The sequence below is a fragment of the Succinimonas amylolytica DSM 2873 genome (assembly GCF_000378405.1).
GTDB classification, from domain to species: domain Bacteria; phylum Pseudomonadota; class Gammaproteobacteria; order Enterobacterales; family Succinivibrionaceae; genus Succinimonas; species Succinimonas amylolytica.
In genome coordinates this window covers 143,070-170,027 of record NZ_KB899640.1, presented here as the reverse complement: position 1 = coordinate 170,027, position 26,958 = coordinate 143,070, and the positions used below count along the sequence as shown (strand labels likewise).

General features: G+C 52.5%; 24 protein-coding genes. 14 read left to right on the top strand and 10 right to left on the bottom strand.

Translation table 11 applies throughout. From position 1 onward, the window contains the following. On the bottom strand, positions 1-980 hold a 980-nt coding region (locus F557_RS22825), incomplete at its 3' end, for a hypothetical protein (protein WP_019003278.1). Positions 981-1,517: 537 nt separating this feature from the next. On the opposite strand from F557_RS22825, the gene F557_RS0116305 reads away from it, so the two are divergent. Beyond that, entirely contained in the window at positions 1,518-2,108 is a 591-nt protein-coding gene (locus tag F557_RS0116305) for a class I SAM-dependent methyltransferase (protein ID WP_211209599.1), read from the top strand. A 100-nt stretch (positions 2,109-2,208) separates the two neighbouring features. Here the strand turns inward: F557_RS0116305 and cas6 are convergent, their stop codons facing one another. Further along, positions 2,209-3,204 (bottom strand): CRISPR system precrRNA processing endoribonuclease RAMP protein Cas6, encoded by a 996-nt coding sequence (gene cas6 / locus F557_RS0116300; RefSeq protein ID WP_026297980.1) that lies wholly within the window; start codon positions 3,202-3,204, stop codon positions 2,209-2,211. A 349-nt stretch (positions 3,205-3,553) separates the two neighbouring features. On the opposite strand from cas6, the gene F557_RS0116290 reads away from it, so the two are divergent. Next, a complete protein-coding gene (locus F557_RS0116290; protein WP_019003273.1) occupies positions 3,554-5,008 on the top strand; it encodes an aminopeptidase in 1,455 nt (484 codons plus the stop codon). A gap of 173 nt (positions 5,009-5,181) precedes the next feature. On the opposite strand, the gene F557_RS23135 is transcribed toward F557_RS0116290, so the two are convergent. The 5 genes from F557_RS23135 to F557_RS0116255 all read right to left on the bottom strand — a co-directional run bounded on the left by F557_RS23135 (position 5,182) and on the right by F557_RS0116255 (position 11,743). Further along, positions 5,182-6,420: a deoxycytidylate deaminase gene (locus F557_RS23135; protein WP_019003272.1), complete on the bottom strand. Its 1,239-nt coding sequence runs from the start codon at positions 6,418-6,420 to the stop codon at positions 5,182-5,184. A 44-nt stretch (positions 6,421-6,464) separates the two neighbouring features. Continuing rightward, complete coding sequence (locus tag F557_RS0116280) at positions 6,465-7,616, bottom strand: glycerate kinase (protein ID WP_019003271.1); 1,152 nt, start codon at positions 7,614-7,616, stop codon at positions 6,465-6,467. A 301-nt stretch (positions 7,617-7,917) separates the two neighbouring features. Further along, positions 7,918-9,261 carry a hypothetical protein gene (locus tag F557_RS0116265; protein ID WP_019003268.1) on the bottom strand — a complete coding sequence of 448 codons (1,344 nt, stop codon included), beginning with the start codon at positions 9,259-9,261 and terminating at the stop codon, positions 7,918-7,920. A 66-nt stretch (positions 9,262-9,327) separates the two neighbouring features. Next, positions 9,328-10,446 carry a hypothetical protein gene (locus tag F557_RS0116260; protein WP_019003267.1) on the bottom strand — a complete coding sequence of 373 codons (1,119 nt, stop codon included), beginning with the start codon at positions 10,444-10,446 and terminating at the stop codon, positions 9,328-9,330. 73 nt (positions 10,447-10,519) lie between these two features. Continuing rightward, the gene (locus tag F557_RS0116255) at positions 10,520-11,743 is read right to left on the bottom strand and encodes a hypothetical protein (protein ID WP_019003266.1); all 1,224 of its coding nucleotides are present in this window, start codon (positions 11,741-11,743) and stop codon (positions 10,520-10,522) included. A 284-nt stretch (positions 11,744-12,027) separates the two neighbouring features. On the opposite strand from F557_RS0116255, the gene F557_RS0116250 reads away from it, so the two are divergent. The 10 genes from F557_RS0116250 to F557_RS0116185 all read left to right on the top strand — a co-directional run bounded on the left by F557_RS0116250 (position 12,028) and on the right by F557_RS0116185 (position 20,722). Continuing rightward, positions 12,028-13,377 carry a paraquat-inducible protein A gene (locus F557_RS0116250; RefSeq protein WP_019003265.1) on the top strand — a complete coding sequence of 450 codons (1,350 nt, stop codon included), beginning with the start codon at positions 12,028-12,030 and terminating at the stop codon, positions 13,375-13,377. Positions 13,378-13,677: 300 nt separating this feature from the next. Next, positions 13,678-15,342: a PqiB family protein gene (locus F557_RS0116235; protein ID WP_019003264.1), complete on the top strand. Its 1,665-nt coding sequence runs from the start codon at positions 13,678-13,680 to the stop codon at positions 15,340-15,342. Beyond that, positions 15,339-15,953, top strand: a complete 615-nt coding sequence (locus F557_RS0116230; protein ID WP_019003263.1) for a PqiC family protein — start codon at positions 15,339-15,341, stop codon at positions 15,951-15,953. Before F557_RS0116235 ends, F557_RS0116230 begins: the two co-directional genes overlap by 4 nt. A 302-nt stretch (positions 15,954-16,255) precedes the next feature. Then, positions 16,256-16,399: a hypothetical protein gene (locus tag F557_RS22820; protein ID WP_019003262.1), complete on the top strand. Its 144-nt coding sequence runs from the start codon at positions 16,256-16,258 to the stop codon at positions 16,397-16,399. Between the two features lie 77 nt (positions 16,400-16,476). Then, a complete protein-coding gene (locus F557_RS22430) occupies positions 16,477-16,647 on the top strand; it encodes a hypothetical protein (RefSeq protein WP_157617932.1) in 171 nt (56 codons plus the stop codon). A gap of 200 nt (positions 16,648-16,847) precedes the next feature. Beyond that, positions 16,848-16,985 (top strand): hypothetical protein, encoded by a 138-nt coding sequence (locus F557_RS22425; RefSeq protein ID WP_019003259.1) that lies wholly within the window; start codon positions 16,848-16,850, stop codon positions 16,983-16,985. Between the two features lie 526 nt (positions 16,986-17,511). Continuing rightward, a complete protein-coding gene (locus F557_RS0116200; RefSeq protein ID WP_019003257.1) occupies positions 17,512-17,754 on the top strand; it encodes a hypothetical protein in 243 nt (80 codons plus the stop codon). Between the two features lie 717 nt (positions 17,755-18,471). Then, on the top strand, positions 18,472-19,860 hold the full coding sequence (locus F557_RS0116195) for an IS110 family RNA-guided transposase (protein WP_157617718.1): 1,389 nt from the start codon (positions 18,472-18,474) through the stop codon (positions 19,858-19,860). A gap of 212 nt (positions 19,861-20,072) precedes the next feature. Beyond that, positions 20,073-20,321: a type II toxin-antitoxin system Phd/YefM family antitoxin gene (locus F557_RS0116190; protein ID WP_019003256.1), complete on the top strand. Its 249-nt coding sequence runs from the start codon at positions 20,073-20,075 to the stop codon at positions 20,319-20,321. Beyond that, positions 20,318-20,722, top strand: a complete 405-nt coding sequence (locus tag F557_RS0116185; RefSeq protein WP_019003255.1) for a type II toxin-antitoxin system VapC family toxin — start codon at positions 20,318-20,320, stop codon at positions 20,720-20,722. The genes F557_RS0116190 and F557_RS0116185 overlap by 4 nt, the downstream gene beginning before the upstream one ends. Positions 20,723-21,096: 374 nt before the next feature. Here the strand turns inward: F557_RS0116185 and F557_RS0116175 are convergent, their stop codons facing one another. Further along, positions 21,097-22,431, bottom strand: coding sequence for an anaerobic C4-dicarboxylate transporter (locus F557_RS0116175; protein ID WP_026297978.1), 1,335 nt, complete (start codon positions 22,429-22,431; stop codon positions 21,097-21,099). A 314-nt stretch (positions 22,432-22,745) separates the two neighbouring features. Here F557_RS0116175 and F557_RS0116170 point away from each other — a divergent pair, with 314 nt between their 5' ends. After that, a complete protein-coding gene (locus F557_RS0116170) occupies positions 22,746-24,287 on the top strand; it encodes an SLC13 family permease (RefSeq protein ID WP_019003252.1) in 1,542 nt (513 codons plus the stop codon). Further along, positions 24,277-25,590: a Y-family DNA polymerase gene (locus F557_RS0116165; RefSeq protein ID WP_019003251.1), complete on the top strand. Its 1,314-nt coding sequence runs from the start codon at positions 24,277-24,279 to the stop codon at positions 25,588-25,590. The genes F557_RS0116170 and F557_RS0116165 overlap by 11 nt, the downstream gene beginning before the upstream one ends. Positions 25,591-25,703: 113 nt before the next feature. Here F557_RS0116165 and F557_RS0116160 read toward each other — a convergent pair whose 3' ends face one another. Then, positions 25,704-26,678, bottom strand: a complete 975-nt coding sequence (locus F557_RS0116160; protein ID WP_019003250.1) for a hypothetical protein — start codon at positions 26,676-26,678, stop codon at positions 25,704-25,706. Positions 26,679-26,772: 94 nt separating this feature from the next. Further along, the coding region (locus tag F557_RS22815; protein WP_026297975.1) for a hypothetical protein at positions 26,773-26,958 on the bottom strand (186 nt) is incomplete at its 5' end.

Below are 26,958 nucleotides of genomic sequence, written 5' to 3'. Positions count from 1 at the left end.
CGGCCTTCTTCACGCCCCTTGGCCAGCCCTTCTTCCATGTGCCATTTTGCAATAGCGCTGCTCATACTGCCCATAAGCTCCAGCTCCTCTGATATTTCCTTTGTCATCGGAATACTGAATTCATGTTCCAATATTTTCCGGCGTTCAGCAAGTATTTTGTCATCAATTAGCAACGCAGATAAAAATTTAACAATTTTTTCCCGATTCTCTGAATCTTCATTACTGAAAGTAATTATGGCAATCCGCATTTTGTCATAATATTGCCTGAATTCTTCGTCGAGCTCCGCGGCAGGTCCGAAATTTCTTATCGCCTCCAGACCAAACTCCACCAGCGAGTTTTTTCCATGAAGCGCAGGTCGCAGCCAGAGAGAATATACCTTTCTTATGGAATCGTAATCAGAAGAACTGAATACGGTATTTTTTTGCTGGGAAATCAGCCGGGCCATGTAGTATATGCTACGGGAAATCAGATGATACCCGAGTTTCTCCACAGGCTGAATTTCAACGTTTATCATCAGCAAGACCTTTCCTGCGGCGCCGGGATGCCGAACATTAAACAGAATATCATACGTCACCCGTCCGTCAGCAGAAGAAGAGTCTTCGGTATTAACACACACAAATTTGCTGTCAGCGTCTGGGGTATCCGGATCAACAGCCTTGCTGTCAAGCTCATAGACATCCTCAATACATTTCTCAAGCTCCGGAACCGAATATTCGGAAAATTCCTCAATTCCGTATTTGAGAACGTTCGCCAGAATAATTTTATGCTGGATGAGACTCTTCGCAACGGCATCGTACGAGTTCCTGATTTTCCTGCCCTGCTTAGGAGCACTTGTTCCTGATTTGGAGATAACCTGAGACTCCGGGCTGCTTTCTGCCCCCGCACACTTTTTCTTCCGGGGACGTTTTCTTTGGGTAAGCCCCCTGCCATTCGTGGCTATCATGGTATTTGCAATAACGGTATTTATTTTCTTTTTCACCTGTCTGTTCCTTATACAGCATGCCCTGCATTCTGTTTAGCTAAAACCTGTCCGGAACATGCTCTCTCCCTGACACTGTTTTTAACGCAGTATTCTTGAATTTATCATTTTTATAGTGATATAGATTAACATCAAAATAAAACAATTTAGCAATTAAATATCAATTAAAGCGTTATAGAACCTTATCAAGTTTAAAGCAATCGAATAATCCGGCGAGCACAAATACTAGCACAATACCGAAAACATACAAAATGTTTTTAAGATAAATTTTAATTATCAATATTTTTTACAAAATAATGCAGGCACATGGCGTCATTCAAGGGGCGGTATCATCTTTAAAATCATCATGATATTTGCAATTGCCTGTGGGAAACATGGCACTTTATACAGAACATCTCCAAACCGGCCGAAGCTCCATTATTCCGCAACTGAGAACATGATTATTCCGGTCCGTATTCAGGATAGATCCTGCATTCCGGACACGGCTCCGTGATAGAATTACCGGGGAGATTTCCAATGAAAGGAGCTTTCGTAAAAATGACCGACTCTACCCTGGAGTATTATCGCGTCAATGCCGAAGCATTTTCCAAAGCCACCGTCGGCGTTGATTTTTCGGAAATGGCAAACCGTTTTCTGGAGCTTCTGCCTCCGGGTGCCGCCATTCTGGATCTGGGGTGCGGGTCCGGCCGGGACAGCCTTTATTTTCTGAAGCGGGGCTTTCGGGTAACGGCTGCAGACGGCTCTCCCGAAATGTGCCGTATCGCCTCCCGGAATACCGGACTTCAGGTAAGAACGCTGCTTTTCGGGAATCTGGATTATGAAAACGAGTTTGACGGGATCTGGGCCTGCGCCTCGCTGCTGCACCTGCCGGCCGAAAAACTGGGACCGGTTTTCGGAAAGGCGGAACGGGCTCTCCGGCCCCGGGGACTAATGTACGCCTCCTTCAAATACGGGACATTTTCCGGAATGAGAAACGGCCGGTTTTTTACCGATTTTACCGCCCGGAGCTTCAAAAGCCTTCTGGCAGAGCATTCCGGAATGATTATTGAGGACTCCTGGATCAGCGGCGATGCCCGTCCGGACCGGAAGGATGAAAAATGGCTCAATCTCCTTATGCGGAAGGTCTGACAGCCGAAAAACCGCCCGCTTCTTCCCGAAAAATCAGCATGATCCCCGCTATTCACGGGCAGAAAGGAGTTCTGCCGGCAGCAGCTTCTGCTGACTGTGCCTACCGGATCACCCTAACTGCGTACCCGCCCAGCCCCAGAATACTGTAGCTCCCCAGATGGCAGACCGCACAAAACCAGATGTAGGGAATGAAGGGGCCAAGATCCCCCTTCAGGGTAAAACTTCCGTAAAAACCGGTAAGACTGGTTTTCTGGCGGGCCCGGTTGGAATACCTGGTACAGACTCTCGGAAAAATCGCCGTATCGGCCAGTGCAATTCCGGAGGCCAGCTCCCGCAGCTTCTCCTCCGGCAGTGTCCGGAACGGCAGCGTAACCGGGGCCTTTTTCTTCTGCCAGTAATGCTCATAAAGACTGAGAGTTCTGCGCACTGCCGTGGTCAGGAACTTTCTGGCCGTAAAATCATCCGGTACAATGGGCACCCCTCTTTTACTGCCGCCTGCGGAATGCCGCTTTTTCAGGATAAGAGCCATATTCTCCGGAATAATCACCTGAATTTCGCTGGCGCTGTCCGGACACCTGATAGGCATAAAGGAATCGCGAAGGTCAAAAAAACGCGGCGCGTTTTTTCGGAAAACCGTAGTAAGGCCATCCGCTGCTACCTGCACTGCCCGGTCCAGATGAAAATGTCTTCGTTCGGCCCCAACCCCCATTCTGCCGGCCGCCGCCATGGCATTTATGATGTACCTCATGTAAAAGGATTCCACCCCGAACAGCTTTACCCGGATGGAGAAGCGTTCCCCGGCACCGGAGGTCTGATTGCTGAGATTAACCGTTTCAAAAATGTAGGGCTTGGCCGTGTCGTCCCGGATCTCCGTATCCCCCTCAGCCGGAACCGCCCGTTCAAAAATAAGGTTGTAGGGACAGACTGCCAGTATCTGGCACCGGGAACAGTCCTGAAGTCCGGTGACGCAGCACTCCTTCCGGAGACAGTGCCCGAAAACACCCCGAAAGGCGCTTCCTGCCATTCCGGGAAATCTGATCTCTTCATGAGATACAAACTCCAGAATATATTCGCTTACCGGAACCCAGAACATCATGCCGAATACTTCACCGTAATTTCCGGAAACTTCCGCAGGAAAACTCCGGAATCTCCAAAAGAATAATCTCTGCCAGAGGCCTTTTCGGGTTAACAGATCTGCCAGTAAATCTCCTGCCGGCAGCTTTCTGACTCCGTCTCTGCCTGCTCATCCTGCAGGGGATCCGGAAGTCCTGATCCGATTCCCGGGCTTTAGCACCGCCATGCAAATATAGCATAAAGGATCCGGAAAACATGGTATACGTCTCGTGTTTTCAGCTGATTTTAAGCGCTAAGCCTTGATTTCATCCGCTGGCGGCACTATTTTCCATAATGGCACACAGCCACTTGCTTCAGGAGATCCTATTTTTATGAGTAACGCCAAAAAACTGCAGAAGGAACTGACCTGGAAATTCCCGGCAGCCTTCTCAAACAAGAAAATTTCCGAAAAGGCAGTAAATGCATTTGCTGCCGAATACCGCAACTATCTGGACAAATGCAAGACGGAACGGGAGTTTGTCGCCTACGCTGCGAACTTTCTCAATAAACACGACTATCAGGAATTCCGCAAGGCAGACTATATCGGCACCACCGTGAAAAAGAATGCCCCGGCCCCGGGAGACAAGCTTTTTTTCGTAAACCGGAACAAGGCGCTTATTATGTGCACCATCGGTAAAAGGCCGCTGAACGAAGGACTCCGGATCACCGTTTCCCACGTAGATTCCCCGCGGCTGGATCTCAAGCCCTTCCCGGTTTCCGAAAAGAATGAAATCGCCTACCTGAAAACCCATTACTACGGCGGCATCAGAAAGTACCAGTGGGTCACCATCCCTCTGGCGCTCCACGGCGTCGTGGCCAGGGATGACGGCACCATGGTGACCGTCAATATCGGCGAGGACCCTGAGGATCCGGTATTCTACATTACCGACCTTCTGCCGCATCTCGCCCAGGTGCAGAATGAGCTCAAGCTTAAGGACGGCATTAAGGGCGAAACACTCCAGGCCATCGGCGCCACCCTGCCTTACCGCGCAGAAAAGGAAGACAGCAAGAAGGACGACAAAAAGGACGGTGATGACACCATCAAGGATGCCGTAAAGCTGAATCTCCTCAGACTTCTTAATGAAAAGTACGGCTTCACCGAGAAGGATCTTCTGACGGCAGAGCTTTCGCTGGTACCGGCGCAGCAGGCCCGGGAGGTCGGTCTGGACAGAAGCCTCATCGGATCCTACGGCCAGGATGACCGGGTATGCGCCTTCGGAGCCTTTATGGCCGAACTGGAAGCCAAAAGACCGGAATACACCACCCTGACCGTTTTCGCGGACAAGGAGGAGATCGGCTCCTACGGTCCCACCGGAATGAGCTCGGATTTCATGCTGAACTTTATTGAGGATCTGGCGGAGGTCTGTCAGGGCGATGTGAATACCATATTAAGAGCCTCAAACGCCCTGTCCACCGATGTGGGAGCAGCCTTTGACCCGAATTTCGCCAGCGTTTATGACGAGAGCAACAGCTGCAAAATCAACCACGGCTGCGTGCTTACCAAGTACACCGGAGCCCGGGGCAAGTCCGGCAGCAACGATGCCAGCGCTGAGCTTTTATCACTGGTTACCCGCATCTTCAACAAGAATAGCGTAACCTGGCAGATCGGTGAACTGGGCGCCGTTGACGCTGGCGGCGGCGGCACAGTGGCTCTCTACATTGCCCGCTTTGACATCAGCGTGGTGGATCTGGGAGTGCCCATTCTGGCCATGCATTCGCCGTTTGAGCTGGCAGCCAAGTATGATATCTACAGCCTCTACCAGGCAGTACAGGCGTTCTATAAATAAGGACCGGCAAGTTTGAGCGCAAGCCGGATTCCGGAAGCGCTCCAATTTAAAATCCGGTTCTTCTCTGCGCCCCCGGTTCTTTCCGGGGGTTCTTTAAGAAAAACAGCGGGATACTCTCAGGAGAGATCAAGATCTAACACATAATAATTATATCTGCTATTACAACTGCAGTCTCAGATAATCCTCTCCACCTTCAAGGCTTCACGATCAAAGTAATAGCACCTGACCCCGGCTTCACTGAACATCGTCTTGGATATCTCCCAGGCATCCCCCCAGCGCTCGTTCACGCTGGTATCGATAAACACCCGGGCCAGCCCCGCCTGAATAATGGCCTTGGCACACTCCTGACATACCGGAAGATTATGAATGTAGATAGAGGCTCCCACCACCGATGACCCGTTATACAGCGCGTTCAGAATGGCGTTCATCTCGGCATGAACCACCAGCCGGTACTTAAGCTCCCGGTTGTTGTACCGCTCCGGAGAATCCTTCACTCCTCTGGGAAAACCGTTGTAGCCCTGCGAAATGATCTGCCCCTTGTCCCCGACGATGATCGCCCCCACCTTGGTAGAAGGATCCTTGGACCAGGTTCCCACCAGACCGGCAATCTCAAAATAGCGGCTCACCCATCTGGGAGAAGGCGTATCCGGATCGGAAATCCCGGACTCCGGCTCTGTCCCGGCTTCACCGGCTGCTTCGGATACCGGCTCCCCGGAAGACGGCACGGCCTGTTCCTGCTTCTCAGCTTCCTCCGGAACATTACCAGGAGCAGGATCCGCAGGGGGAACCTCACCGGCTTCCGGCGCCTCCTGGGAAGATTCCATGCCTTCCCCGGCCGCCGTGCAGCTCTCCAGGGAACCGGCTACGGTATCCTCTGCCGGCTTTTCAGGGGCGGCGGTCTCAGATGCGTCGGGACTATGGGGATTTTCCGGTACGTCCGGCATGGCAGCATCCAGGACTTCCGGAGATTCAGAAGCTGCTCCGGAAACCGAAACTGCTGCCTCCTTTCCGAATTCCCCGGTTTTCTTCACGAAATCCTCAAACAGCTGCCGGAACAGATCCCTGATATCAGCGTTTTCGACATCCTCATTGTCCACAAAGGCACTGATCAGAGGATGCCTGACCTGATCTGGCTCCTGAGTATCACGGTAATAGCACCGGAACAGATCCTCCGGATCTATGAAATACTCATAGTCCGCATTGTCCAGATGCCCCTCGGAGGCTCCCATCTCCTCGCAGAAAAAATCCATGACAGCACCTTCTTCCTCGGCACTGATTCCCCTGGGGGTCCGGCGCCAGAAACCGGCGCTTACCAGATCCCGGCCCAGAATCGAGGGATGCCCTTCGCCCGTCTGAAGATATTCCTGACTGCCGTCTGCAAGCTTAACCGTAATATTGGCATATGTTCCCATGGTATTCTCCTTCGGCCGCTGCCACAGCCGTCCCAAAATAATCGTCAGATCTTCCGGCCCATCGCCATTCCGGTTCTGAGAAACCGGAACATGCGGAGAGCCGCAGAATAGTAAAGCTCCGGAGCCCTGGCAAGCGCCGTCTCCAGTGTCATCGGGGCGGCCACAGCGGTCATTACCGAGGCAATGCCGTGATCCATAATCTCCAGCCCGCCGGCTCCCAGGGATCCGGAAAGCCCCACTGCCGGAACACCGCTTTTCCGGGCCCGTTCTCCGACAGCCTGCATCACCTTGCCGCAACAGCTCTGCCGATCCGTGCAGCCTTCTCCGGTAATCACCAGATCCGCCCCGGCCAGCCGCTCCTCAAAATCAATGAGGTCCAGCACCGTGTCAATTCCGGACACCAGCCGGCCCCCCGCCAGGACTCCCAGTGCCGCCCCCAGTCCTCCGGCAGCACCAGCCCCGGGGAGGTCATCGGGATCCCGGCCCGTAGCTGCAATAATCCGTTCCCGGTAGTTACACATCCCGTTTTCCAGCTCCTCCAGCATCTCCGGAGTACCGCCCTTCTGCGCGCCGAAAACCATAGTGGCGCCTCCGGGGCCGGTAAGAGGATTCCGGACATCGGTCATTACCCGGATACGGACATCCCGGAGCCGGGGATCCTGCCCCGAAACATCAATATCCCGCACCTGTGCCAGATCCGTTCCCCGGCCGGCAAGCTTCCGGCCCTGCATATCCCGAAACACCACTCCCAGAGCCGTCAGAGCCCCCATACCGCCGTCATTGGTGGCACTTCCGCCCAGGGCAACCGTGATATCCGAAAAACCGCGCTTAAGAGCATCTTTTATAAGCTCGCCGGTTCCCGTACTGGAGGTATAAAGGGGATTCCGGAATTCCCGCGGAAGTCTGGCCAGCCCGGAGGCCTCCGCCATCTCTATTACCGCCCGCTTCCGATCCAGACCGAGGTAGCGGGCGGTGACAGGATAGCCGGCCGCACCGGTAACCGTCATTTCAATAAAATTCCCGCCAGCAGCATGCCAGACTGCGTCCAGAGTCCCCTCTCCGCCATCCGCAACAGGAATTCCCTCAGAGATCACGTCCTCCCCGAATACCTCCCTGGCGGCCCGGGCAAGATATTCAGCAGTCTCGGCACTTGATAACGACCCCCTGAAGGAATCGGATACAAACAGAAAACGCATAGCAGTCCCTCCTATTCCGGAGCCCCTCTGAACCCCATCTGAATCCCCCCTGTCTCGCTGCAGATTCCGGCCGGACTCCGCCGGAACCGGCTGAACTCCGCCACACGATAATCATCTGTCAGCCACAGGCAGTATTCCCGGAAACATACCGGAAAAGCAGCTATAAATGAAGCCCCTGAAGTACATTTTGCTCCCGGGATCGAACATTTCGGGACTGGCGGAATTCCGAAGCCGTTTCTGCCCCCTGACAGCCGCCTCCGGCCATCAGGGAAACGTGGCTTTCGGGAATACGTTTCTCCTTTTATTCCTGGGTGGCGCCTCCCTGGCAGGCTCCGGAATCAAAGGCCTTTCTTCCCAGATCATACTTTTGGGCATAGACCGGATTCCGGAACCTTTTTTCCGAATCCTTTAACCATTCTGAAAACCGGCTTTCCGGGTAGGCGGTTTCCCGGAAAATCCTGAAATTTTCCCGGAGAAGCTCCCAGGCAATCAGAAGGAGAAAGATGTATACCGTCATGTACATTACCAGAGAGAATTCCGGAAAACTATCCCGTATACGCTCCGAACTGTTAAAAACGCCTGCGAAGTGAAGAAAATATAACCCGACCCCAAGAGCAAACAGCAGGTCATAGATATAGATTATCCTCATTCCCGCTCTGGCATCCTGATTCGTCTCCCGGGCCTTCCTGTAGAAATCACGGGGCGCGGCCTCCCGGGAAATTTCCCGGAAATCAGGATCATAGTACTCCTCCCGGCACTCCGGACAGACCCTGATGGTCCGTCCCAGTCTCAGAGAAAAGTCTCCGGAGCTGCAAAGCCCGGCACCGCAGCAGGAACAGCGCCCGAAAATTTTCCGGTAAAGCCGCTTCCCGTCAGGAAGCTCTGTATAATTGGGAACAGCCGGAACCACTGCGGCGATCCGCGCCGGGTCATTCCTCTTTATGGCCTCCAGAAATTTTTGCGGCACTGCCACGCCCATCCGCACGAGAAGCTCCAGGTATCCCGGCTCCTCCGGAAAAAAAGACGGGGATTTCAGCCGGCCGAGATTTTTTTCACACGCGCTGTATATTTCGATACCTATGAAAACCATGAGCCCCACCTGAAGCAGCGTAAACACAAATCTCACGCAGGTATCCAGAAAAATCACCTGCTCCGGCGTTAAGGGCTCCGCAGGATTCCAGTCCAGAATCAGTATGAAATAGCAGATCGTAAAAAAAGCAAGCACCCCGAGTCCGGACAGGATCAGGGGACGGCATTCCCGCAAACATTTCCGGGCAGCGCTCTCGGGCTTCGGAAAAATCCGGGGATCCAGAACATAACGGTTAAAGAACAGATCCCCGCATTTTTTGCAGCACACCACGGGATCTCCATACCCGGACGCCTTAAAACAGTGATCGTTCTCAGGCATTTCGGCTTCGGGAACATCCCCGGGATTCAGAATATCCTCCGGACGGGGATGACTGACCGCAAACATAGACACCGCACCGCATGAGGGGCAGGTAAGATAAAAATACCTGTAAATGCCATTTTTGACCCATTTCACCGTATAGGTCAGTTTGCCGGAACGGATACTGCCGAAATCTGCAGCCCCGGACTTTCCGGCTGCACTGCCATTATCCGGTTTCTGAACATTCCTGCCAGTCATACTGTGTCAGTCTTCTCCTGAAAAATATCTGCAGATTACCCGTAATCATTCCTGATACCGGCAGCTTTAATCTGCGCCACCCCCGTCATTCCCGGCAGTCTGCACCTCCCGGATAGCACTGTAATCCGGCCTGAGTTCCCGGGAAACAGCCAGCCCGGCTATAAACATAGCGGCCTTCTCTTCGGAAACCTCCCTGCCGTCCAGCAGGCTCCGGCAGGCTTTGCCGTTTTTGGCACTGGAGTCATTCCGGCATGACAGGGTCAGCATCCGCCCGGGGGTACTGTCCTTAATCTCGGTATAGGAAACATTGAGCCCGGAGGCATCACTGACTGCAATACCATTCCCGGAAACCCGAAAAGAAGCCGGCACGGCAGAAATTCCTGAAAGACGCCCCATAGCGCCGTTTCCAAAAAACACGTCCTGAGCTCCGGTATCGGATCGGGAGAGGAAGATTTCCGGAATCCCGTCACCGTCGATATCCGTCAGGGAGAGGCGATCCCATTTCCCGTCCGGAGAAGCGGGGGAAAGCAGTTTCACGGGAGAAATCAGTACCGGCGGCCGGGGATCAAAGCTCCCGCTCTTCCAGACATATTGCTGCTCCAGCGCATAAAGCGGGAACTCGCTTTCGTCGTAAAGGAAACCGGCAGATCTGACAATATCGCCGTTTTCAGAAATAAGATATGCGTTATCGACACTTATAAAATTATCATTGCGGCTGTCAAAAAGCACAGCGGGAACAAATTCCCGGGTCTTGCCGTCAAAGCGATAGTAGCAGAAGGAAGCAGTCTCCCGCATTTCTTCATCAACAGTGCTGATGAGCATGGCAAAAAAATGAGAATGATCCGCATGACGGTAGCTCCGGGCGGAAAAGACTTCCCCGAACGGGGGTACTTCATCCTCCGCTCGCTCTGAAGGGTACTTCACCCAGTATGAACTGTCGGGCTCACTGCTGTTTTTCAGGTAATCCTGTACCCCCGGAGACTTCCATTTATCCGCGAATGCCTGAAGAAAATCCCTGAGACCGGGAGTACCTGCGGTCCCGGCCTTAAGCTTTTCCTTAAGGCATGCCGGCTGATAGTAGAACTGCTCTCCGGAGGACTCCTCCTCACCGGAGACCGCTTCCCCCCCGGCCGTTACCGCGGCCAGAGCCAGCACTGCCAGACCAAATCTGCACAAGTTTTTCATTGTCAATTTCCTGATGATCTCTATTCCATATCTTTCTGAATTTCCCGGTACAGAATACCGTCCCTTCAAAAATCTAATCTGCCTTCGGTTCCTCACCGACGTCTTCCGGACCCGGCTCCGCAGCGTCCTCATCCTCGAGAACCTCCTCGGTAACCACCCCCTGAATGCTTATATAATCGGGGACTGCCGGTACCGCTTCGGCGAATCCCGCCAGAAATTCCGCAGCCTGATCCTCAGCTGCCCGGCTGCCGTTGAGTCTCATGACACAGGATTCCGGGGCCGCGGCATCCTGACAGGAAACCGTAAGCCGGCCGTCCGGAGCACTGTTCCGGAGCAGCGTATACGAGACATTGAGACCGGAGGCATCCCGGGCCACGACCCCGTTCCCCGTAAACAGAAACTCCGCCGGAACTGTTTTCATTACCGACAGCCGGTCCGTCCTGCCGTTGCCATAAAAAACATCCCTGGCCCCGGTATCGGAAAGGGAAAGAAAGATTTCCGGAATACTGTCGCCGTCAATATCATAGAGAGCCAGCCGATCCCATTTTCCGTCCGGAGAGGCCGGAGACAGCAGCTTTCTTCCGGTATAAAGAGTCGGCAGCTTTTCCGCAAACTCGCTGCCATCCCATTCAAAAACCTGTTCCAGGGAATAGAGCGGCACGCCGTTTTTGTCATACATAAAGAAGGTTTCCAGGGAGATGCTGCCGCTGTCTCCGATAAGATACCGGTAATGAAGCCCCTGGAAGCCGTCATATCTCCGTTTCGGGAAATCCCCGGCAGGAACAAACTCCCGGGCAGCGTCATCATAGCGGAAAAAGCAGAAATTCCCGGCGAAGGGTTCCCCTGCATAGGATATGGAAAGAGCAAAAAACCGGCCGTTTTCCGGAGCTTTGTACATCCGGGCCGAGAAAAACTCCGAAATCTGATCGGAAAGTTCGGGAGCCTCTCCGGAATCATCGTCTCCGATCTCCTCCTCATCATCCGGAGGATACTGCACGCTTTCAGGACTGGCATCCGGGAGATTTTTAAGACTGAGCCAGGCCGCAATCTGCGGATCCGGATATCTTTCCGAAAAAGCCCGAAGGAAATCCCTGGTTCCGGGAAGCCCCGGACCATCGAATTTCAGACTCTCTCCGCCGCAGATATTCTGACAGCAGTCAGTATTATTTCCGGATTCCGGAGCCACGGCCGTACCAGCCCCCTCCGCCGGAACCGTACCAGCCCCCTCCGCCAGCGCCAGATTCGCAGCCAGAACGGAAAGCACCGAAAGCAATCCTGCATAAAACCGGGAATGCATATAAACTCCCCTACATTCACGAAACATATTCATGATCTGCAACAATACACGATACGTACATTATATTTATTTCGTGCCGGCAAACCGTGAGACGGCGGTGATTTTAGGAATTCCGAAAAAATCTCCGCCGATTATCATCGTCCGCAGGATCGCAGCCGGAAGCTTCAGGCAGTGCCGAAAACCGCGGTCCGTCCCCTTCGGAATAGCCGGAATGTCTAAAAAATCCCCAAAACGCCCTATTTCTTTTATAATAGCACCCGGTTCAATCAGCTGATTCTTTTCATATGTCCGACACGCCTGAAAAATTAATCTGCGGGCAATGCGATCTGGTACTGGAAATTCCCCGCAAAGAGGGTCATTTTGTGGGATACTGTCCCAGATGCCACAATGCCGTTCATCACTATCGTGTACGCCCCTCCAAGGTGTCTCTCTGCTATGCCCTGTCGGCCATATTCTTCATGTTTGCTACCGATTCGCTTCCCTTTATATCGATTTCCGCAGCGGGCATCGAACAGGGAATGCAGGTTTTGGACTATACCACGGTTCTGGGGGCCCAGAACATGTGGGCGGCCAGCTTCATCATCTTTCTCTTCATGCAGCTGCTGCCGCTTCTGACTCTCCTGACCATTATTGCGGGAGACCTGGGAAAAATTCTGGGAAAAAGATTTTTCTTCATGCCGCTCCTCCTTAAAATTCTGCACTTCAATGTGGAATGGAGCATGGTAGAGGTTTTTATGGTGGGGATTCTGGTAAGCCTCATCAAGCTGATCAGCCTGGTAAGCATCCAGTACGGAGCCGGATTCTGGACCTTCTTTGCCTTTGCCATCTTCTACCTTCTGGCAGTAAGCCGGTTCAGCGAGGAGGAAATGTGGAACTTCTACGTTCCCCATACAAAAACGCCCGGCAGCCGGATTCCGGAGTCCGGCATCCGGGCCGAGCCCCAGGATTTCTGCGCCTGCTCCTGCTGCGGCGAAATTCTGGACATCAGAACCGAAACCTCATGCCACCGCTGCGGCACCGGCATCCGGGATCGCTCCTCCCAGTCTCTGGGCAAAACCCTGGCCTTCACGCTGGCTGCCATTGTGATGTATATTCCGGCCAACATCTATCCCATGATGATCACCACCTATCTCGGCAGCGATTCGGAATCCACGGTTATTGACGGCGTTATCGTGCTGTGGGGCATGGGATCCTATTTCGTAGCCTCGGTGATCCTGATTGCCAGTATTTTCATTCCCATTATGAAAATACTGCTGCTCCTCTACCTCTGCTGGTCGGTGAAAAAGCTCCGCAAAACCAGAAACCGGCTTTTTCTCTCAGTAATCTACCGCGTGGTGGAGTTTATCGGAAAATGGTCCATGGTAGACGTGTTCGTGGTGGCCATTATGGCAACCATTGTCCGGGTGCAGAACCTGATGACCATTTACGCCGGATCGGCCATGATCTCCTTCGCGGCTGTGGTGATCCTGACCATGATTGCAGCCAGATCCTTTGATCCCCGGCTGTTATGGGGCTACGGAAGGGAACGGAAAAATGCCGGAACCTCCCGGGATACAGGGGAGGGAACGCCGGAGGACAGAAGCCCGGACGAGAATGCTGTACCGGAATCCGGAAAGGTTCCGCATCCCGCATAGCGCCACAGCCACAGACAAAGGAGTCCGGAGACATGATAATACCGGGAGTTTTTTTGAAAAAACTGCAAACACAGGAAGAACAGCAGATAAAAGCCATACAAAAAACAAAACAGAAATAAGAGCAAACAAAATAGAATAGAAAAAACAGGAAAATCAGAGAATACTGCTAAGCACCGCATAACGGAATGCATAATGTGCAGAAAGCAGATTTATGAAAAGGCAGCCGGAAATGAACAGTTAACTGACCGCAAATGGCTGCTCCGGCAAAAGATTTACTAATTCCAGGAGATATTGCAAGAGATGGATAAGATCCTCACCGTAAAAAGGGAAAAGCTGTATTCCTTTATCTGGACTGTTCCCATCGTCGCCCTGATCATCGCGGGAACCCTGATCTACCGCTCCCATTTCAACAAGGGACCGGAAATCACTCTTATTCTTTCAAAAGCGGACGGCATTGAAGCCGGAAAAACCGCCATCAAGGCTCTCAGTGTAAATGTGGGAAAAATCGAAAGCATTTCACTGTCCCAGGACCGGAAAAACGTGGTGGCCATTGCCCGCATGAACCCGGGAACCGAGGATCTCGTCCGTGATGACTCCCGCTTCTGGATTCAGAAGGTGCGCATAGATCGTCAGGGCGTATCCGGACTTGACACCCTGCTTTCCGGCTACTACATCGAGCTTTCTCCGGGAAACAGCCCCAAGCCCTCCAGAATGTTTACCGTAATGGATGACCCGCCTCTGGCCACCGATGACAAGGGCATTTATCTGACACTGCATTCAGAATCCCTGAAAAAGGTATCTCCCGGCAGCGCCCTGAAATTCAAGGGTATTGAAGCCGGCCATGTTCTGGATGCCAACTATGATTTCGAGAAGCAGATCATGAACTACCGGGTATTCGTGGCCGAGCCGTACGCGAGCATCATCGATTCGGGAACCAAGTTCTGGATCTCCAGCGGTATTACCTTTTCCATGGGACCGGACGGACTCAAGGTTGATACCGACTCCATAGAAAACATCATCAGCGGCGGTATAAGCTTCGACAATATCGAGGGAAACAGCCTTAACGAGGATGACGACGTTCCCGTGCACAACGATCATGTGTTTGTCCTCTATAATGACCGGCTCAGCATTGTTCCCACCTATGCCCAGAACCGCACGCTCAACTACATTATTTTTCTGCCCTTCCCGGACCGGGGACTGCAGGCGGAATCTCCGGTGTTTTTCAAGGGAGTTCAGGTCGGCGTGGTCAAGAAAATGCCCTACTTCCCGGAGAATTACCGCATTTTCCATGATTACTCAAAATACACCGCCGTGCTGATCGGCATCCAGCAGGAGCGTTTTGAAAAGAGCTCCCTGGAAAGCATCGAGGAAATCCGGCAGGACATCGACAACCTGATAAAGAACAAGAACCTTACCGCTTCCGTCGAAAATATGAATATTCTGACCGGCAAGAAGTGCATTGATCTCCAGAGCGATGTGGATCCCGCCGCCAACCGGCTGGTTTTCAACGCTCCGTATCACGGCTACCAGGTTATCCCGTCCCTGGACAAGAGCTTCAGTACCATTCAGGACGATCTGAGCAGATTCACCCATAAGCTGGCCACGCTGCCCATGGAGGATCTGGCCAATAACGTCAACCAGCTTCTGAAGAACTTCCAGAACACCGCTCTGGAAATAAACGCCCTCACCAGCAATATCAACGCCATAGCGGAGAAGCTTCATAAGGAAAACGTATCCCAGGAAATGCTGAACACCCTCAAGGAGGTTCAGGCAATCATGAGCTCCTACAGCAGCGATTCCGCCCTGTACCGGGAGCTTTCCCTGGCTGTCAAGGAGCTTAACAGCACCCTCAAGGGGGTCAAGCCCGTAGTAACCAAGGTAAACGAAAAGACCAATTCCCTGGTATTCTCATACGACCGTCAGGATCCCGTTCCCGCCGGCAAGAAGGAGAACAAGAAGAAATGAAATTCCCCGCAATTCTGTCCCTGACCGCAGCCCTGGTGCTGAGCGCCGGCTGCTCCTCAAGCTCCGAGAGCCTCTATCATTACTACGATCTGGACGGCTTTACCCGCCAGACCGTGGACGCCGGCTCCGGGAAACCGGTTCGGGTAAACAATGTGACACTGCCTGATTATCTCGATACCCAGTCCATCCTGTTTCAGACCGGCCCCAACGAGGTTACCCAGACCAACCGCAACAAGTGGATTGCCAGTCTCGGAAGCATTCTGACCAACTCCCTGGTACTCCGGATCCGGAAAAATCTTCCGGAATACAGCTTCGGTGAAAACATCTGCGTTCAGGGACGGGATGACTGTCCCGTTTTGCAGATGAACGTCCGGGATTTCCGGGGAATTTACGACGGCACCGTCCATACCGAATTCGACTGGCAGATCATCAGGGGCCGGACTCTGATATGCCACGGCAGCATCTCCCGTACGGAAAACCAGAACGGCGACGGCTATGACAATCTGGTAGAGGCGCTTAACAAAGCCTGGAAGTCCTCCCTGGATGATCTTTCCGACAATCTCCGTACCTGTCTCGGCAGACTGGAAAAGGAAGACCGGGAGCGGGAATAATCTTCACCGGAAATTCCGGGATTTTCCGGGGCCTGCACCGGACGGGATACTGTCCGCCGGTGCGGCGATAGTCGCAGTCTAGTGAAAGAAGAAATGCTATTATTGAGCAGGCAGCGCCCTGTAAATTTACGAAGTCCTGAAGACTGAATTCAGACCTAATACAGCGTGGTGCCGGGAGAGAAGAATCCCCGGCACCTGGCCTATGTCAGAAAAATAACGGACAGGGCTGCCTTATCCTTGACCGCATCTTTGTCAAATGCGCCCGCAAGGCTCCCTGCGCGATCCCGGAGGAGTACCGTGCCGTGAAGCTGTCCTCCCGGCTTTATGAGGTGCCGGTGTCCGACTATGAGACCTGGAAAACCATGCGGGAGGATCTTCGGAAGATCCCCGGCGTTATTAAGGTGTCGGAATCATACGGCTACGGCTTTAAACCGGATCTGAGGTAGGAAGGAGCCTGCTCAGGGCATTCTTTGGCCGCCTGATCAGAGCCTCTCCAGTCGCATACAGAACAGGAAAACCAATAATGAACATGAAGAGATTCAGCTTAACCAGAAGCGCCGCTGCAGTCATGACCGTCATTATGGCAGGAACCATGATGACGGCCTGCGGCGGATCCAAAAGCTCCTCCGGCAATAACGTCGTTCTGGAATTCCGGGACGGGGATTACCTTGCCGGAAAGCCTTACCGGGGGTAACCGCAAACAAAGGTCTCCGGGACATCAGCTGCTCATACGGCGTACTTTCGAAGGTCAATCCCGTAACTGCGGAGGAGGCCGGAGAAAACGAGTGGTTCTACGTTCTCCCGGAGGATTATTTTGCTTCTTATGACCTGGACTATGACAGACTGAAATCATACAGCGAAAGATGCCGGGTAACTCTTTCCGACGGCGCGGACATGGATGTTGAAAAGGATATCGCCATCACTGATCCCCTGACCGCAGATCAGTGGCATCTTTACAATATCGGTCAGAATCCCTACGGCGTTACTGAGGAGCCGGTCAGGGGAGTCGACCTTAACGTGATTCCCGCCTGACGCACTGTCCCGGAGGAGCGGAAGGAGCAGCTTGACGGCTCCGGAATCTATGTAGCAGTGTACGATTGGAAATTTTTTCCTTTACTATACCCTATGTGATAAAATTCGTGCCCACCTTTTAAAGCGATTCTGATCCCTCGTTTCTTCACTTCCTGATCCTCAGTTTCCAGTAATTCCCGATTTCCGGTTGTTCGTGATCCCCGTGGCGTGTGATTTTGGAGCGTCGACTTTATGCGCGAGTGGATTTTTGATGAATGCTGTCGCTGATTGACCAGCGGACAGAGGTTCTGGTGAACCATGTTTGGGCGGAGATTTGGGCGGATTCTGAGAGAATAAAGGCTGCTTCTGATGAGCAGCCCATGGATCATTGACAGAATAGAGAATCAGGCTTACGCCGCCTCGATTTCCTGCGGTTTTTCCTGCGCAGAAGCGGATTCAGGGAGTTGATAAGACGTGCGATGTTTCAAGTCGTAGTGCAAGTATTGATGAATATCCCTTCTATAGCTGTCACGGACATATAGTTCCAATGGATATGGATAATATTCATGAAATTGTAGGCATTGATGCTAACGATTTTAGTATATTGCCCTACGAAGATGATGATTACTGGTACGCTTACATCTATTTCCTAAATCCAGAATTTGAGAAAATGGAGCTTACAGAAAGATTTAACAAATACCATGAACTCAAAGACGAATGCTCTGTGATGTACAAGTTAAATCCTAATAAGGATGAGGTGATCATCAAGTCTTTTACATCCGATTGCTAACCCCCTACGGCCTGTCTTTGTGATGGGCCTTTTCTTCCCCGGTTCTGGACACCTTCCAGCCTCCAAAAGCCCAAAGTGCAGAAGTAGTCCTGCCAGCCTGTACAAGCTTCAAAGCCTTATGCGGCAAGACTTTGTATCGTACTCAGCATAGGAATTTCTGCTGACAGGAGTCTTTTCGAAGTGTTGACATATCCCCCAAGGAAATGAAGAACTATCTCCGAATTGACGAGAATACTATGCCCCTCTCTAGTTGAAAATCACCCAGGGGCTGGCCGTTAAATCCCTGACATACCCCATGAAAGAAAGCGCCAGGCCGTGGTAAGTTTCAGAGTTCGGTACATAAGTTTGCCTTCTTGAAAACCCATAAGGCCATAGAGCATGTTCCTGCTTTCGAGATGAAGCACAATACTTTTTGGGGGTAAAAGGAGAAACTTGGAGGCCATCCACGGTAACGAAATTTGAAAAGTGATACGATCAAAGACGGAGGTGGACTTGTCTGTAAACCCTGTTCTCTTTTTGGCATTTATAAAATACTGATGAAAAACTGGGGTTAATGAGTAGACGCATACATACTTAGAGGCTCGACACTCTGTAAAATAAAATGCTGCGGATACAGTTTCTTTCAGAAATTGTTCCGATACTTTTCAGTATAAACTCATTTTCGCAGACTTGCCCATCTCCGCATAGCCACCTAAACTGAATCGGAGGACTACAATTATGATTATAAGTCATAACGGGCCGCAAGTCAGTACCGGGTCATCACAAATTGCCGCATTCAATGCCATGTATTCTTCGGCCATTGGTATTGATGTGCATTCCACTTTGATGGTAGCCTGTTTCCAAAAAGGAGAATTCGGCAGCAGTTCTTTCACCGAAGAATTCAAGGAATCCGGCACTTCCTTAAATGCCATCAGGAATTTAGTGATCTGGTGCAGCAGCAAAAATCCTGACATTATCATCATGGAATCAACGGGAATCTATTGGAAGACTCTCTACACGGAACTTGAGAAGAGCGGTTTTCCGAGGGATCACATAATTGTCATAAACCCGAGGATTCTGAAACCTCTGAAGGGACGCAAAACTGACAGGAGCGATGCCAGGAACCTTGCCGGACATGCCAGAATGGGGAGCTTCACTAATTCCTTTATTCCCAAAAAGGACATCCGGGAACTGCGTTCATTATGGGCCTCATTTCAGCAGATCAAGCATCAATACGAGAATAACCGCAGAAGCCTGCTGAATTCTCTTGCTGACTACGGATGCCAGTTTGCGAATATTGTTTCTAACAGCCGGGGTGTAACTGCCCAGATGATTTTAGATGCAATACTGACAGGAGACACCGGAGACGCCCTGAAGAAACGCATCAGGGAAATTTTGGATATCATGAGCCGGCGCCCCGGCAGGAAGCTTGTCGCAGGTTTGGATCAGATATGCGAAGCTATTGAATCCAACATTACTCCGGCAATTCGCATGACTCTGCAAATGCGTTCGCAGCAGCTGAAGATTTACGAAGAGCACATGAAGAAGATTTTCGACATAATCAAAGTCATGGTTATCAATTCATACAAGGATCAGTACGAGCTCCTTGCGACAATCCCCGGAGCCGAGGATATGTCTGTGATTGGTATCATCTGCATTGTTGGCGATGATCTCTCCAGCTTTTCTTCCATCAAGAAGTTCAGCAGCTGGAGCGGCCTTGCTCCGGGCAATAATATATCGGCAGGCGTGAGTTATTCATCGCGGATTACGCACGGTAACAAGTACTTCCGCAGGTGTGTCCTGGCCATGGCGCAGGCATGCGCAAACCAGAAGAAGAACAGATCCGGCCTCGGAAACCTGTTCCAGCGTCTTCGCGAACGCAAAGGGTATAATAAGGCCAAGGTGGCAGTAGCGCACAAGATCGTCAGGATCATCTACGTGATAATAACGCGGAAGGTCAAATACGCCGAAAACCCCAACGATCAGTCACTGGCAAAATTCCGAATGGATCAGGTTAAACGCGCCATCTCCAGAGCTAAAGTAACTGAAGGCCTGTGCGTGAAGAGCGAAACCAGCAATCAGGGCAAAGCGATCTGTGCCAGCGTCTGCATGACCCAGCTAGCTTAACGGGGCCGGAACGGATCTTGCCGAAGAGATCCGGGCCGCTACTCCATTCCAGGGAATGCAGCGTTCCGAATGCGGCTTGACGGCCGTCGCCTTCGCTCGTCCCGCCGTGGCGCTTCTTTCATAATAAAAAGACCTTGCAATGACAGATCTTTTTAGTTAAAATGTAGTCACAATGACCACATTAACCATATGATCATTTCGGAGGTACGATTATGATACAAGTTGGTGTAAGGGAAGCAAAAGCCGAACTGTCAAAGCTGATCAGGCTTGTTGAAAGTCAAAAGGAAGATGAGGTTCAAATAGCAAGGAACGGAAAGCCTGTTGTGAAAATTGTTCTGATCCGCCCCACGCCAGCATCAAAACGCATTGGTGTTGCGGAAGGGAAGTTTGTTGTCCCTGAGGATCTCGATGCAGGAAGCGATGAGATTATTGAATCACTCGTGGGAGGGGATTTATTTTGAATATTCTCATAGACACCCACATTGCTATCTGGGCCATCGCAAACCACTCCAACCTTTCTCAAAAAGCAAGAGAATTGATATCCGACCCTGATAACACCATCTATTTTAGCTCTGTTACGGTTTGGGAAGTGCTGCTAAAGCATGACAGTCCAAAAAACAATCTGACTTTGACCCCTGAACAATTTGTAGAATACTGTGCAGAAGCAGGGTTTTACCAGCTGCACTTATCCGCAAAACATGTCCTGGTAGCTTCTTCACTTGATATCTCTAAAGTCGACAAAAAACACAGGGATCCATTTGATCGATTGCTTCTTTCACAGGCAAAGGCAGAAAACTACTATTTCCTGACACATGACACCAGGATTCCTCTCTACAAAGAAAAATGCACAATCATGGCATAAATATATCTGAAGGAGCGCAAAGTATTCACCTTGCCAGACTAAACCTTCTCAAAAATCCTGAATTTGAAAAAGGGCTTTTTTCTTCCCCGGTTCTGGGCGACTTCCAACCCAAAAAGCCCAAAGCGCAGAAATAATCCTGCCGGCCTGCACAAGCTTCAAAGCCTTATGCGGCAAGACTTTGTATCGTACTCAGCATAGGGATTTCGCTAACACTTACCACCAGCGGTCGTGTTCGGGACTTTCACCCTACAGATATAGAACATGCCGAGCACACAAAAACGCGGCCCTTTCCTGCCGCGTCCTCTTTCGTTTTCCGGGGCTTCCGGAGGCGGGCCGTATTTCCGCACAGGCCCCGCCGCTTTCCAAACCGCTCCCTATATAAAGATCCGGGCCAGCCCAAGTCCTACAAGACAGGCCACGATAACTCCGATAAGGCCGGGCACCATGAAGGAATGATTGAAGTACCATTTTCCGATCTTTGTGGTTCCGGATCTGTCGAAGTTAACGGTAGCAATATCCGACGGATAGTTCGGGATGAAGAAGTAGGCATAGGTGGCCGGCATAAGACCGATTACCGTCTGGGCCGGAAGTCCGATGGCCACGGCAACCGGCAGCAGAATTTTGGCGGTAGCCGCCTGGGAATTCACCACTACGGACACCGCAAAAAGCGCAAAGGCAAAGGTCCACGGATACTGATTGACCATGTCGGTAATGGCTTCCTTGAAGGACGGCATGGCATAGGCGAAATAGGTATCGGACATCCAGGCAATGCCGAAAATGGCAATGCAGGCTGTCATTCCGGATTTAAACACCACGCCATTGGGAACCTTTGCCACCGGGGTTTTGGAAACAATCATGATAATGGCACCGAAGGCCAGCATCACCATCTGGATGACCACCCCCATGGAGATGGGCTTGCCCCCCTCGCCAATGGTTCTTATAGCGGGGAATACGGCAATAATGAAGATCAGCACCAGAGACAGCAGGAAGATACCCACGGCGATTCCGGCTTCCTTCGGCAGCTTTTCATCAAGTGTGGTCTTGCCGGTGGCGGTTATCTGCTCCCGGAACTCCGGATCCTCCATCCGCTTTTGAAATTCCGGATCGTCATCCAGCTCCGCACCGCGGAAATTGGAGTATACCGCCATGGCAATAACCCCCAGAAGTGTAGCCGGGAAGGTTACCAGAAGAATGTCCACCAGGGTGATGTTCTCGAGTCCGGGGATCTGCATGACATCCCGTCCGAGATAGCAGGCCACCACCGCCGATATCGGGGACCCGGTCAGAGCCAGCTGCGAGGCAACGGAAGCTGCCGCCATGGGACGTTCCGGCCGGATTCTGTTTTTAAGGGCAATATCCCCGATAATGGGCATGATGGTGTATACCGCATGACCGGTTCCCAGCATGATGCTGAGCATAAAGGTAACCAGCGGCCCCAGGAAGGTAATGCGCCGGGGATGCTTTCTCAGAATTCTCTCGGCAATCTGCAGCATGAACTTAAGACCGCCCGAAGCCTCCAGAACAGCGGCACAGCCCACCACCGCCAGAATAATCAGCATAACATCCACCGGGGCATGTCCCACGGGCATCCTGAGCACAAAGACCTCGATCATAAGACCGATTCCGGATACCAGTCCGAGTCCGATGCCTCCAAATCTGCTGCCGATGTACAGCATAAGCAGCATGAAAATAAATTCCGCTATCAGCATAAGGGTTCCTTTCCTGTAAGTTTTCGGAAAAGCCGGCACCGGGGAGATACTCCGCCGGTTCCGTCCCGGCCTTCCGGTTTCTGATTTTATCATTGCAGACCGTAACAAAAAGCGGACCTGGCCGGAAAACTCGGAAATCTGCCGGGTTTTGTGAGCGTTCCCCCATTCACAGGGAATGGTTCAGCACAAAAGTACCGCTAGGCTCACGATTCAATAATCATTTAGAAACCATTTTCAGCAAGGATGACTACAATTACTCACAAATTTTTTAAGCGTTTTCTTTACCGTGTTTTACTGCATTAAAGGAAGGAATCATGACCGATGCACCGTCAGAGGTTCTGAAGGCTAAGGCCGCGGCTGCTCAGCAAAAACAGCCTGCGGATGCCCCAGAGAACCAGCCGGCCTCCGCCCCCAACGGGCCCGAGAACCAGAATAAAATAGCAGCAGCCCGAAAGATGAATCTGCTAAAGCTGATCATCATCGCCTGTATCTGCATAATGACCTATTTTCTGCCGTATGTAGTGCCTGATACCCTGCCGCTTACGGAAATTCAGCAGATCACCCTGGTTATTTTCGTGGGAGCCGCTCTGCTCTGGATTCTGGAACCCATGCCGGTATACGCCACCTCCCTCACCATTATCGGATCGCTCTGCATCTTCATCTCGGACGGCGGGCTTACTCCGGTTATGACATATCTGAAAAAGGTGGATCCCTCGCACCTGATGAAATATCAGACCGTGCTGAACAGCTTCAGCTCCCCGGTGCTGATCCTGTTTCTCGGCGGCTTCGCCCTGGCCATTGCCTCCACCAAGTACAAGCTGGACGTCAACCTGGCCAAAATCCTGCTTAAGCCCTTCGGCAAAAAGCCGGGCATGGTCACTCTCGGCATCATGAGCATCACCGGCATCTTCGCCATGTTTATGAGCAACACTGCCACCACTGTAATGATGCTGGCCATGATCGCTCCGGTGCTGACTATGGTCAAAAAGGATGATCCCGGCATCAAGGCTCTGGTGCTGGCAGTTCCCTTCGCCGCCAACATCGGCGGCATTGCCACCCCGGTAGGCACCCCTCCCAACGCCATTGCCCTAAGCGCACTCTCCGGAGAAAACTCCATAAACTTTCTGAGCTGGATGGTCATGTGCTTCCCTATGGCCGTGATCTGCATTCTGGCAGCCTGGGCAGTACTGCACTTCATGTTCCCGTTCCGCTCCACGGAAATCAGCATTAACATTGATTCCAGGTTCAGCAAGGACTGGAAGTCCATTGTGGTTTACGTGATTTTCGCACTGACCATCCTCCTCTGGATGACCGAATCAAAACACGGCATCAACAGCAATGTGGTGGCACTGGTACCCCTTATCGGGTATACCGCCACCGGCATTCTCACCACAAGCGACATCAAGCGCATGAACTGGGATGTTATCTGGCTCATCGCCGGCGGTATCGCCATCGGCAATGCTCTGGGAGCCACCGGACTGGCCGACAAGCTGGCTCATATAGTGGACTACTCGCAGTTCAGCGGCTTTATGATAATTGCCGCCCTTGCCACCATCGGCTGGGGACTGTCCAACTTTATTTCCAACACCGCTGCCGCCAATCTGATGATTCCGATTGCCATGGCGGTACTGGTCAATGCTCCGGACACCGGCATTCAGATGTCTCATGCCATGGTAATTATGGCCCTGGCCATGAGCTTCGCCATGACACTGCCGATAAGCACCCCGCCCAATGCTCTGGCCTATGCCACCGGAGCAGTGTCCAACAAGGACATTATGAAGGCCGGCGGCACCGTTTCAGTGCTCTGCATGTTACTGGCATTTGCCGCTCTCTATCTTATTGAGCATGTATTCTGAAAGCAGCTCCGGACAGGCCTCTCCGGAAAGAATTATTGCGCTGGTTGACTGCAATAACTTCTTTGTCTCCTGCGAGAGGCTTTTCAGACCGGATCTCAGGAACCGCCCGGTGGTGGTTCTCTCAAACAATGACGGCTGCGTCATCTCCCGATCCGATGAAGCCAAGGCTCTCGGCATCAGAATGGGAGCCCCCTTCTTTCAGATCGGGGATCTGGTTCGCCGGTATCGCGTAGCCGCCTTCAGCTCGAATTTCCCGCTTTATCTGGATATCTCCCGCCGGGTGACCAGCACTCTGGAGGAATTCTGCCCCCGGCTGGAAAACTACAGCGTGGACGAATCCTTTCTGGATCTCTCGGGACTTAACAGACTTTACGATATTCCTGAATACTGCCTTAAAATCAAGGAGACGGTAACCAGGAATACCGGCATTCCGGTATGCGTGGGCGCGGCCGCCACCAAAACCCTGGCCAAGGCTGCAAACCATGCCGCCAAGAAGCATTTTCTGCCGGGCGGCTCGGTGGTGATTCAGGACGATTTCCTGAGAAGGCGCATCCTGAAATGGACGCCTCTGGAGGATGTCTGGGGCCTGGGTTCCCGGCTGCCCCCGAAAATCAGGCAGCTGCTCCATGCCGGAAATGCCCTGGATTTTGCCGAGGGAGACGAATACCGCCTCCGGAACTGCTTCAATAAAACCGTGTACGGCACCTGGCAGGAGCTTAACGGCACGGCGGTGTTTGCCCTGGAGGATCAGCCGGCCCCGAAAAAGCAGCTTATGCGGAGCCGGACCTTCGGAAACAGAATCAGCGATTTTAATAAGCTCCGGGAGGTCCTGGCCAGTCTTGCCATAAATGCCATGCAGGCTCTCCGGGAGGATCGGCAGTACACCGGAACCATGGGGGTTTTCATAAGCTCAAGCCCCTTCGATGAACGGCCGTACAGCAATTCCGCCTCACTGGATCTGGGGCATCCTGTCAATGACACCGTAACGGTGCTTAACGGCATGGAGCAGCTTTTACGTCATATCTTCAGGCAGGGGGTGCGGTACAGCCGGGGCGGCATCATCCTCTGGGATCTTACCCTGACGCCCTCCTATCAGACAGATCTCTTTGATCCGGGAAAGCAGCCGGGCCCCGCAGACGCCAGGCGCCAGAAGCTGATGGAGACTATTGACAGGATTAACTCCCGGCACCGGAACACCATTTACTTTGCAGCTCAGGGGGCGGCCGCCCCGAAAATCTCCCGGCAGGCCAGGCTGTCCCCGGCATACACCACCAGCTGGAAGGATGTCCCCAAGGTTCGGTAGCGGGAGAAAAAGAAAGAAAACAGCAAAAAAGAGCACCGTCCGCCCCAGGACAGCGGAACCGCCGGGTCTCCGGAAATGCCGGACTCCGCAAAGCCGGCACTCCGGGCTTATGGCTAAAGAATATTTATCCAGCCATAGTCCACCGGCTGACGGTTCAGCACCTTAAAGGTCTCCTGACGGGTCAGCGGCGCCAGATGCACCACCGTGTCTCCCAGACGGTACCGGAGCGCATAGCAGCCCCTCTCGGTGTCATACAGCGCTGTAACATCGGAATCCCCCAGCTCATCAGGCTCCGGAAGCTCCCCGGAAAGGCTCCAGTTTGCCTGAAGACCTCTGATAATCTCCTCCTCGGAAATCATCTCCTCCTGATTCAGAAGGTCGGTATCGTAGGAAAAGCCCTGCTCTGCATTTTCCTCCGGGAACCAGCCCGCAATATCCCCGAGCTCTGCCACCTGGCAGTCAATCCCATGGCCGGGAGTGTCAATACGGTAGTAGCAGAGATTTCGCCAGACGGCAACGCGGAGAGAAACCATATCAGAAGCTTCAGTTCCGGCGTCAGGATTGGCGCCAAGGTAGCTAGCCAGAGCATCATCCAGAAACAGATAGGCCTTCTGACTCAGCTCCTCCCGGGGATTTCTGGAAATATAGCAGCTCCGGTATTCGGTTTCCGGCTCGAGAAGCTTCTGGAGACGGTCCCAGAGATCCAGCTTTTTCAGGGCGGACACCAGGGACAGGACTGCCGCGGAGCTCCAGGAGGCGATAATCTGCCGGGAAAGCCGGATCTCGTCAACAGGAGAGCCCTGATCCCCAAGTTCTGAAAAGCTCACCAGGGAGTTTCCGGCAAACGTAAAGTAGCGCGCGGAGGCCGCAAACCTCCGGATATCGTACCGGAGCATTTCCGAAGGCTTCCCGAACACAAAATCGATCTCCCCGATGCTGAAAATCCGGCCCTCGTTCCCCCGGGAGATAGCCGCATTCCAGAGGAAAATCCGATAATCCTCCGGCAGATTCCTGACAAAATCCCGGATCTTTTTTAAAATCGCGTCCATCTCTCCGCCGGACTCCCCGGTATCCCTTTCTGTATTCATTTCCGTCTCCTTAATCAGCCCCTGCCCCTAGTTACCCCCGAAGGGCAGAGGCATATTCCGTTTCCGGGAAAAAAATTCTCCCGGATTCCCAGAGCTATTTCTGACCTGACTGCTGTTCGTTCAGAGAAGAGGCTGCTTCCTCGGCCTTCTTTTTCTGGGCCGAGAGCTGCTCGTTCAGGGAAGAGGCGGCTTCCTCGGCCTTTTTCTTCTCGGCGGCAAGTAGCTCGTTCAGGGAGGAGGCTGCTTCCTCGGCCTTTTTCTTCTCGGCGGCAAGCTGCTC